The organism is Methylobacterium sp. E-016 (assembly GCF_022829745.1).
Lineage (GTDB): Bacteria > Pseudomonadota > Alphaproteobacteria > Rhizobiales > Beijerinckiaceae > Methylobacterium.
In genome coordinates this window covers 1-8880 of the sequence record NZ_JAKSYF010000028.1, presented here as the reverse complement: position 1 = coordinate 8880, position 8880 = coordinate 1, and the positions used below count along the sequence as shown (strand labels likewise).

The following is an 8880-nucleotide window of genomic DNA, read 5'->3' as shown; positions in this document are numbered from 1 at the left end:
AAGGCTGTCGAGCGGGCGCCCGCGCAGGGCCTCGATCACCGCCGGGGTCACGTCCACCAGCTCGTAGCGCGCCAGCAGCCCCTCCGGCGTCGACAGCTCCGCCCCCGCCTCCACGGCACGCGCCGTCGGACCCGAAGCCGGAAGAACCGAGCAGCCCGACACCGCGAGCGCAGTGAGCAGGAGCAGAGGGAGGACGCGCATCCAGGATCGCCTGATCGTTTTCGAGGCTTCGACGCCTAGCCGAACGGAAGCCCCCTGTCCGTAGCGGGGCGGACACACTGAGCCGCGCAGGCCCGGATCGAGGGTGATGATCCCCGCTGCACACACGAAGTTGTCGCGATCCGATGGTCGGAGGGCAGGAGATGCCGCCCGCCGGAAGCGCGATCTGGTTTTCGCACAAATGAAGCTCTATGGGATGGCAATCGAGCCGCCCCGCGATACATCGCACGACTTGGAAAAACTTCCTCGCTCATGAGGCTGCCCCTCTCCTACACACCGCCGGACTTGCAGGCCGAGCGGCCCGGCACGGTGCGCCGACGGCACGTGTTCTTCATTCCCGGCTACGACCCGGAGGCGCGGACCCGCTATCGCCTCCTGTTCGTGCGCGAGCTCCTCCGGCACGCGAAGCGGTTCGGCGATCCCCGGCCCGACATCTCCCCGGCGGTCCTCAGCCCGGACGGCCTCGTCCAGAGCTGGACGGTCGGTCCGGGCCGGGACCCGGGGCGTGCGGCGACGTCCTACGACGTGCTGCTCTGGGACGACCTCGTCGCGCGGGATTTCCGCCGGCCGCGGGTCCTGAGCGTCCTGCTGCTGGTCGTCGGCACGCTGCATGCCCTGCTGCGCGGGCTGATCTTCCGGTTCTACCGGCTCAACTGGCTCTACGGGAACGTCGTCATCTATCCGTTCGTCATGGTCGTGCTGCTCACGGCCCTGTCCGCGGCGATCGGGACGATGGTGCACGCCCATCTCGGCGACTGGTTCGGGCACAGCCTCGGCTGGCCGCCCTGGGTGACCCTGCCCCTCGCCGTCGTCGCCGGGATCGCCTGGATCGTCGCGATCGAGGCGCTGCTCAACCGGTTCTTCTTCTGGCAGCTGCTGAACGACTGGGTGTTCAACTGGCAGCACGGAAACGGCTGGCGGCGCGACTACGCGGAGCGGCTCGAGGTGTTCGCCGACCGCGTCCTGGCGCGGATCGCCGAGGCGGAGGCCCGCGGCGAGCGGCCGGACGAGGTGATGATCGTCGGCCATTCCACCGGCGGCCTCACGGCCGCCGAAGTCGCCGCCCGGATCCTGGCCCGCGCCCCGAAGCTCGGGGCGGACGACATGGCCCTCGCCTTGGTCACGCTCGGGTCCGGCCTGCCCCTCGTCGCCGCGCAGCCCTTCGCCGATCACGTCCGCGCCGAGGTCGCCACGCTCATCGCCTCGCGCCGGATCGTCTGGCTCGACGTGCAGGCGCCGCAGGACTGGATGAACTTCCCCGGCTTCAACCCCGTGCTCGACCTCGACCTGCCGCTCGCCGGCGGCCCGATCGCCAACCCGCTGGTGCGCTCCGCGCAGGTGCGCGACATCCTCACGCCGGAGACCTACGCCAAGGTCTGCCGGAAGCCGTTCCGGATGCATTTCCAGTTCCTGATGTCGAACGAGCGGCCCGGCCCGTACGACTATTTTCGGATGGTGCTGGGGCCGCAATTCCTCCGCGACCGGGCGGTGCGCCCGATCGTCGCCGACCTTCAGCCCGGCCTTCGAAAGGGCGCCGGCTGAGACGCGGCCGTTCCCCCCTCGGGCGGCCGGCGTGCTATCCGTCCGCTGCGATCCCGCCGCCGAACCCGAACCCGGAGCCGCAGCCTCGTGAGCCCGTCCCGATCGAACGACCAGGCGGGGCGGCCCGCCGCGCAGGTGCTCGTGGTGATGGGGGTCTCGGGCTCGGGCAAGAGCACGGTGGCCGCGCTGGTCGCCGAGCGGCTCGGCTGGTTCTTCGTCGACGGCGACAGCTTCCACACGCCCGAGCACGTCGCCAAGATGCATGCCGGGCTCGCCCTCGACGACGCGGACCGGGCGCCCTGGCTCGCCTCGATCGCGGTCTGGATCCGGCACCGGCTGGAGCGGGGCGAGTCCGGCGTGATCGTGTGCTCGGCCCTGCGCCGCGCCTATCGCGAGGTGCTCACCGGCGGCTCGCGGCGGGTGCGGATCGTCTACCTCGACGGCAGCCGGGCGCTCATCGCCGGCCGGCTGGCGGGTCGTCACGGGCATTTCATGGCGCCGGCGCTCCTCGACAGCCAGTTCGCGATCCTCGAACCGCCGACCGCCGACGAGCACCCGATCGTCGTCGGGATCGACGATCCCCCCGAGACGGTCGCGGAGCGGGTCGTCGCGAAGATAAACGGGACCGGAAGTGAATCCGCATGAGCGCACGGCGCATCGACCTCGTGATTTCGGACGTCGACGGCACCCTCGTCGGCACCGACAAGAGCCTGAGCCCGGGGACGATCGCGGCGGTGGCGCGCCTGCACGCCGCCGGCATCGGCTTCACCGTGGCGTCCGCCCGCCCGCCGGTCGGCCTGCGCGGCCTCGTCGAGACCCTGGCGCTCCGCCTGCCGATGGGCGCCTTCAACGGCGCGACGGTGGTCGGCCCGGACCTCGCCGTGATCGAGGAGCGGCTGATCCCGGAGGCCACCGCCCGGGATGCGGTCGACCGGCTCGTCGCCGCGAAACTCGACGTCTGGGTCTTCGCCGACGGCTCGTGGAGCCTGCGCGACCCGGCGGGGGCCTATACGGACCTCGAGCGCCGGACCCTCGATGCCGAGCCGAACGTGGTCGCCGACCTTTCCCCCCTGCTGGGCCGCGCCTCCAAGCTCGTCGGCGTCAGCCGGGACCACGCGCACCTGGCCGCCTGCGAGGCCGAGATCGGCGGCGCCCTGGAGGGCCGCGCGGTCGTGCACCGCTCCCAGGCCTACTACCTCGACGTGACGCCGCCCGGCATCGACAAGGGCGGCTTCGTGGACTGGATGGCCCGGCATCTCGACATCGCGCGCGACCGCATCGCCACCTTCGGCGATGCCGGCAACGACGGGGCGATGTTCGCGCGCAGCGGGGTTTCGGTGGCGATGGGCAACGCCGAGGAGGCGGTGAAGGCGGCGGCCACCGACCTCACCGACACCAACGATGCCGACGGCTTCGCCGAGGCGGTCGATCGGCTGATCCTGCCCTGACGCCCGGAGGGCGACGTCTGTGGCATGCCGGGCACAGGCCGGCGTCCCCGGTCTCGTCGCCCACCGGCGACCGCATCCGAGCCGCTTTCCGGCCTCATTTGACCCCGACCTAGCTTGACCAGAACAAGCGGGACCGGGTCTTCAGGATGCATCGACGCCTTCTCCTCGCCGCAGCTCTGGCCGTCGTGACCGTCCCGGCCATCGCGCAGGGAGCCCGCGACAACATCGATGCGCTGATCGAGCAGCACGCGAAGGCGAACGGCGTCCCGGCGAGCTTCGTCCACGCGGTGGTGAAGCGCGAGAGCAACTACAACCCGAAGGCCAAGGGCGGCAGCGCGCTCGGGCTGATGCAGATCAAGGCCGCCACCGCGCGCAGCCTCGGCTACCAGGGCGACGCCGCCGGCCTCCTCGACCCGGCGACGAACCTCAAATACGGCGTCGCCTACCTCGCCGGCGCCTACCGCACGGCGCAGGGCAACATCACGCAGGCCTACGGCTACTACAATCGCGGGTACTATTACGCGGCCAAGCGCCAGGGCATCTCCACCGAGGTCGCCTCCGTGGTCGCCCCGGTCGCCGCCTCGGCGAGCGCGGTCGCGAGCCTGTTCACCGGCGCCCCCCCGGCCGACCCCAACCTCGCCGCCGCCAACGTCGCCCTGGCCTATGCGCCGACCGCGGCCGCAGCACCGGCCGAGACCGTCGCGGTGCCGCTGCCGCCCCGTCGCCCCGCGGCCTTCGGCGCCGGCGACTCGGTGGAGATGGCGAGCCTGCGCCCGACGCAGGATCCGGCGGCCGATCAGCCCCAGGCCGATTCGGCCGGCGCGGCCCCGACCGTCTCGGTGCCGCTGCCGCCGCGCCGGCCCGATGCCTTCGGCGCCCCGGTCCAGGTGGCCAGCGCCGACCTTTCCAACCTGACCCTCGCCGCGACGCCGGCAGCGCCGACGCCGGCCGCCGCCACGTCGGTCGATCCGGCGGCGGACACGGTGGCGGTGCCGCTGCCGCCGCGCCGGCCTTCGGCCGAGCGTCTCGCCGCCGTCGTACGGCCCGCGGCGCCCCGCAGGACACCCGCCGGGGAGCCCGTCCTCGAAGCCACCGCACTCACCACCGAGTGAGAGAACCGGGCATATCGCGCGGGAAAACCGCACCCGTTGTCCCTACAACGATCGCCGCGCCGGGTTGACCGCGGGACCGCAGCGCAACACATACGGGGCGTCGGACGAGAGGACCGGTGAGGCGGACGTGTTTTGCGTCGCAGCATCGCAACCGCTCGAATTCCTTGAGACGAACAATCATGCACCGAGGGCAGGGGTGCGCCGGACGTCTCGCGAGAGATCGGGCGTGACTGCGTCATGGCCGCCCTCACGCGAGGTTCGCGGCGCATGACTTGCGTCGGGATGGCCGAGAGGCCGGTCTCGCGCTTGGGATCAATCGGAAAGCGGACGACGCCATGGCCGGCGCGGTGGAACAAGAATCACTCTTCCTGAACGACCTCGGTCGTCGGGTCCGCCATGCGCGCACGGTTCGCGGGCTGTCGCGCAAGCTGCTGTCGCAGACGTCGGGTCTGTCCGAGCGCTACATCGCCCAGCTCGAGGGCGGGCAGGGCAACGTCTCGATCATCCTGCTGCGGCGCGTCGCCGACGCCATGGGCGTGCGCCTCGACGACCTGATCACCGGCAACGACGCGATTCCGGATTGGCCGGTGCTGCGCGACCTGCTGGGGCAGGCTTCGCCGGCGCAGATCGCGGCCGCCAAGGAAGCGCTCTCCGGCGGCCCGCGCGACGGCAGCATGCCGCGCCCCCGCGTGGCGGTGGTCGGCCTGCGCGGTGCCGGCAAGTCCACGCTCGGGCGGATGACCGCGGAACGCCTCGGCTGGCCGTTCATCGAGCTCAACGCCGAGATCGAGCGCGAGAACGCGCTCTCGGTCCAAGAGATCTTCGCGATCTACGGGCAGGAAGGCTATCGCCGGCTCGAGCAGGCGGCGCTGCGGCGCCTGACCAAGCATCCCGGCCCGCTGGTGCTCGCGACCAGCGGCGGCATCGTCGCCGAGCCCCTCACCTACGACCTCCTGCTGCAGGCGTTCTTCACCGTCTGGCTCAAGGCGCGGCCGGAGGAGCACATGCAGCGGGTCCGCGACCAGGGGCACCTCGCCATGACCGGCGACCACGCCTCGGCGATGCTGGAGCTGCGGGCGGTGCTCGCCAGCCGCGAGCCGCTCTACGCCCGCGCCTCGGCGACGGTCGACACCTCCGACGTCCCCGTCGAGGTGATGGTCGATCGCCTGACGCAAACGATCGAGGCGCGCTTCCAGGCGCAGGCGGCGACCGCCTGAGGGTTGCAATGCCGTGCCCGGCGTCTCGCGACGACCCTTGATCGAGGGCCGGCGCCACCCCAAGCTTTCGGCGTGCGTCGGGCGACGACCGGGCATCGCCGGTCCGCAACAGACCCGTGATCATCCGTGACCCGGCGCGACCCGGCCGGGGCGCCCCGGCGCCGACCGGCCATCGGGCTTCGTCCCGCGCCACCGAGGAGCATACCATGACTGGCAGTCACGCCCTCGGGCGTCCCGTCGCCGACGGGCTCGCCGGCACCGTCGATCCGGTCTGGTCGCGCCTGCGGGCCGAGTCCGAGGCGGTGATCCGCGACGAGCCCCAGCTCGCGTCCTTCATCGTGGCGACGATCCTCAACCATACCAGCCTGGAGGGCGCGGTCTCGCACCGGGTCGCCGCAAGGCTCGGGCATCCGGCGCTGCCGTCCGAGCTCGTGGCGCATGCCTTCCACGAGGCGATCCAGGCGGACCCGCGCATCGGCGAGGCGTTCCGGGCCGACATCGTCGCGGTGATGGATCGCGATCCGGCTACCAGCCGCGCGATCGAGCCGGTGCTGTACTTCAAGGGGTTCCACGCCATCCAGGCCCACCGGCTGGCGCACCACGTCTGGAACCAGGGCCGGCGCGACCTCGCCCTCTACCTCCAGAGCCGGTCGTCCGAGGTGTTCCAGTGCGACATCCATCCGGCGGCGCGGATCGGGCGGGGCGTGTTCCTCGACCACGCCACCGGCCTCGTCGTCGGCTCCACCGCGGTGATCGAGGACGACGTCTCGATCCTGCATGCGGTGACGCTGGGCGGCACCGGCAAGCAGGGCGCCGACCGCCATCCCAAGATCCGCCGCGGCGTGATGATCGGCGCCGGCGCCAAGATCCTCGGCAACATCGAGGTCGGGGAATGCGCCCGGGTCGCCGCCGGCTCGGTGGTCCTGCGTCCGGTTCCGGCCAACACCACGGTGGTCGGCGTGCCGGCCCGCGTCGTCGGCACCGCCGGCTGCGCCGAGCCCGCCCGCGCCATGGATCAGCTCGTCAGCATCGACCAGTTCATCCACATGGCCGAGGGGATCTGACGCGGGCGGGCCGCCGCGCTTGCTCCACCGCCGAGGGCGTGGCAAGCGGTGGCCCGGCCGCCGGGCGGGCCGCCGATCACGGCGCGCATCGCCGAAGACACTCTTCATGAAGAACCCGAAAGGCTCGACAGCGTGACCAAGCCCGAAGTCGCGAAGCTGCAGGACTACCTGCGCCGCAAATTCGCCAATGCCAGCATCCGCATCGTGGCACTGAAGAACGGCGATTCCGCCGAGGTCTACATCGGCGAGGAGTCGATCGGCGTGATCTCCGACGACAAGGAGGACGGCGACGATTCCTTCGTGTTCCGCATGGCGATCCTCGACATCGACCTTGAGGAAGAGGCCTAAGGCCGGCGTCTCGCCTGTGCACGAATTAACGCTAACCCGCACAAGTGCTTAACGCTTCGTAAACATCCGGGCTAGACTGCACGCATCCTCGGATGGAGTGCGCGCGTTATGGTCCTCGCCCCCGCTGCCCTCGATACGATCCGGACGCTCTGCGTGGGCTTGGCCCTGTCAGGTTTGCTCGCGAGCGCGTTCGAGTTGTGCACGACGCGCCGCGCGAGCTTCAACCTGCTCGGGCTCGGCGGCGTTACCGCCGTCGCCGCGCTGCCGATGCTGGCCTTCGGCGCTCCGTTCATCATCCTGCGCAACACCCTGCGCGGACGCCGGATCGAGGGCCGCCCGATCCCGTTCGTGATGCTGGCGACGATCATCGCCTGCGGCTGGGGCCTGCTCTCGGGCCGCGTCGCCCTCGACCTCGCGGCCCTCGTCGTCGGCGCCTGAGCCGGGCCGTCAGCGGTTGGCCGTCGCCACCGGCGACGCGCCGCCGTCGAGCGTCACCCACGCCCGCCCGTCCTGCCCCTCGCGCTTGATGTAGGCGTATCCCGTGTTGCGCCACGACAGGATCGTGTTGGTCTTGTTGTCGAGGATGAAGTCGCCGCGGTCGGTGCGCACCATCAGCACCGCGTGGCCCTCGCCGATGTCGTCGATCACCACGGTCATCCGCAGGGCACGCCGGGTAAGCCCGCGCTCGATCAGCATCCGGCGCTTGAGCAGCTGGTAATCCTCGCAATCGCCGAACCCGTCATCCGGGAAGTCCCAACGGTCGACGACGCCCCAGTGCGCCTGGTCGGTGATCGGCCTGATCCGTGCGTTGACCCGGCGGTTCACGCTCGCCAGCGTCCGCCACAGGGCGGTGTTCATCGCGATGGTCGCCGGCTCGCGGGTGTCGACGTCGCATTCGGCCGGCATGCGTCGGCAGAACTCGGTCCACGCCGCCACCGGCCGCGCCGCCGGCCCGGTCTCCACGGCGGTGGCCGCATCGGGCGGGAGGGCGGCGATGCGCGGCTGGGTGGAGGCGCCCCCGATCATCAGGATCGTTCCGGCGAAGCCCAGGGCCGCGGCGCGTCCCGTGCGCCGCACCGCATCGCGCCATCGGATGCCGCCGAGGGCACCTGCCGCCTGGACAACCGCGTGCCGCATGCTCGATGCTCCGCCCTGCCGAAGCGCCCAAGCTGGCACGCTCCGGTCGGCGGCTCAATCGAAATTTAAGGGCGAATTAACCACGTCGGCGGCGAAAGGTTCCGATCCCGCGTGGTGATGTAAGGGCGCCACCCGCACATGCGCCATGGGTATGCGCGCCCTGCACGGTCGATCAGCCCTTGATTCCGGCGTGATTCGCGGCTTGAGACTGTGACACCGGCGTGACGGCGTGCCGGTGCCATGGGATCGGCATTCGAGGGTCCCAGCAAGACGCCGGCCAACGCCCCGCCAGGGATCATCGCAACCGTGTCGCAACCCCCCATCCATCTCATGATCCGGGCTCTCGCCGAGAACGGCGCCCCGGGGGCGATCGACATCGCCCAGCACGCGGTGGAGATGTTCCTCGCCGCCTCGCCCACCGACGCCGACCGCGCGCTCGCCGTCGACATCCTCCTGCGCGATCTGGCCAGCCTGCGCGGCGTCGCCCCCCACATCACCGCCTTCATTGGGCGGATCGAGATGCAGCTCGGCCGGATCCGCCGCGACGCCCTCAAGCGTCCGGCGCAGCGGCCCGTGCCGGCGGATGCCGAGATGACGGAAGAACCCGTCCCGTCCGAGGTCGAGGCCGAGCCGGCGCTCCAGGCCGCCTGAGCCTCAGCGGTTGGCGGTGGTGACCGGGGAGGTGACGCCGCCGAGGGAGACCCAGGCGACGGCGTCCTGGCTCTCGCGCTTGATGAAGGTGTAGCCGGTGCGGTGCCAGGGCAGGATCTGGCTGGTCTTGTTGTCGAGCACC

General features: G+C 71.3%; 11 protein-coding genes and 1 pseudogene. 9 read left to right on the top strand and 3 right to left on the bottom strand.

The window, feature by feature from the left end; translation table 11 throughout:
- Positions 1–201: pseudogene (locus MKK68_RS01745) on the bottom strand (sugar transporter); the annotation flags it as partial.
- Between the two features lie 270 nt (positions 202–471).
- Between MKK68_RS01745 and MKK68_RS01740 the strand changes: the two are divergent.
- From MKK68_RS01740 to MKK68_RS01705, 8 genes are all read left to right on the top strand, one after another.
- Positions 472–1761: an alpha/beta hydrolase gene (locus MKK68_RS01740; protein WP_244028103.1), complete on the top strand. Its 1290-nt coding sequence runs from the start codon at positions 472–474 to the stop codon at positions 1759–1761.
- A gap of 147 nt (positions 1762–1908) precedes the next feature.
- Positions 1909–2406 (top strand): gluconokinase, encoded by a 498-nt coding sequence (locus tag MKK68_RS01735; protein WP_244028107.1) that lies wholly within the window; start codon positions 1909–1911, stop codon positions 2404–2406.
- The gene (locus MKK68_RS01730; RefSeq protein WP_244028096.1) at positions 2403–3209 is read left to right on the top strand and encodes a Cof-type HAD-IIB family hydrolase; all 807 of its coding nucleotides are present in this window, start codon (positions 2403–2405) and stop codon (positions 3207–3209) included. The genes MKK68_RS01735 and MKK68_RS01730 overlap by 4 nt, the downstream gene beginning before the upstream one ends.
- 146 nt (positions 3210–3355) lie before the next feature.
- Positions 3356–4321: a transglycosylase SLT domain-containing protein gene (locus tag MKK68_RS01725; RefSeq protein ID WP_244028094.1), complete on the top strand. Its 966-nt coding sequence runs from the start codon at positions 3356–3358 to the stop codon at positions 4319–4321.
- Between the two features lie 311 nt (positions 4322–4632).
- A complete protein-coding gene (locus MKK68_RS01720) occupies positions 4633–5538 on the top strand; it encodes a helix-turn-helix transcriptional regulator (RefSeq protein WP_313899208.1) in 906 nt (301 codons plus the stop codon).
- Positions 5539–5744: 206 nt separating this feature from the next.
- On the top strand, positions 5745–6602 hold the full coding sequence (gene cysE, locus MKK68_RS01715) for a serine O-acetyltransferase (RefSeq protein WP_147728555.1): 858 nt from the start codon (positions 5745–5747) through the stop codon (positions 6600–6602).
- Positions 6603–6734: 132 nt separating this feature from the next.
- Positions 6735–6950, top strand: a complete 216-nt coding sequence (locus MKK68_RS01710; protein ID WP_147728559.1) for a DUF3126 family protein — start codon at positions 6735–6737, stop codon at positions 6948–6950.
- A gap of 108 nt (positions 6951–7058) precedes the next feature.
- On the top strand, positions 7059–7388 hold the full coding sequence (locus MKK68_RS01705; RefSeq protein ID WP_147842284.1) for a DUF6949 family protein: 330 nt from the start codon (positions 7059–7061) through the stop codon (positions 7386–7388).
- Between the two features lie 9 nt (positions 7389–7397).
- Here MKK68_RS01705 and MKK68_RS01700 read toward each other — a convergent pair whose 3' ends face one another.
- The gene (locus MKK68_RS01700; RefSeq protein ID WP_409567135.1) at positions 7398–8087 is read right to left on the bottom strand and encodes a transglutaminase-like cysteine peptidase; all 690 of its coding nucleotides are present in this window, start codon (positions 8085–8087) and stop codon (positions 7398–7400) included.
- A gap of 306 nt (positions 8088–8393) precedes the next feature.
- Here MKK68_RS01700 and MKK68_RS01695 point away from each other — a divergent pair, with 306 nt between their 5' ends.
- The gene (locus tag MKK68_RS01695) at positions 8394–8738 is read left to right on the top strand and encodes a hypothetical protein (protein ID WP_243932331.1); all 345 of its coding nucleotides are present in this window, start codon (positions 8394–8396) and stop codon (positions 8736–8738) included.
- A gap of 3 nt (positions 8739–8741) precedes the next feature.
- On the opposite strand, the gene MKK68_RS01690 is transcribed toward MKK68_RS01695, so the two are convergent.
- Positions 8742–8880, bottom strand: a 139-nt coding sequence (locus MKK68_RS01690) for a transglutaminase-like cysteine peptidase (protein ID WP_243948329.1), incomplete at its 5' end; no start/stop codon positions are given.

Bases quoted from the DNA above. Each gene is read 5' to 3' on its own strand.
- MKK68_RS01740 (WP_244028103.1), top strand. From the start codon at position 472: ATGAGGCTGCCCCTCTCCTACACACCGCCGGACTTGCAGGCCGAGCGG.
- MKK68_RS01735 (WP_244028107.1), top strand. From the start codon at position 1,909: ATGGGGGTCTCGGGCTCGGGCAAGAGCACGGTGGCCGCGCTGGTCGCC.
- MKK68_RS01730 (WP_244028096.1), top strand. From the start codon at position 2,403: ATGAGCGCACGGCGCATCGACCTCGTGATTTCGGACGTCGACGGCACC.
- MKK68_RS01725 (WP_244028094.1), top strand. From the start codon at position 3,356: ATGCATCGACGCCTTCTCCTCGCCGCAGCTCTGGCCGTCGTGACCGTC.
- cysE (WP_147728555.1), top strand. From the start codon at position 5,745: ATGACTGGCAGTCACGCCCTCGGGCGTCCCGTCGCCGACGGGCTCGCC.
- MKK68_RS01705 (WP_147842284.1), top strand. From the start codon at position 7,059: ATGGTCCTCGCCCCCGCTGCCCTCGATACGATCCGGACGCTCTGCGTG.
- MKK68_RS01700 (WP_409567135.1), bottom strand. From the start codon at position 8,087: ATGCGGCACGCGGTTGTCCAGGCGGCAGGTGCCCTCGGCGGCATCCGA.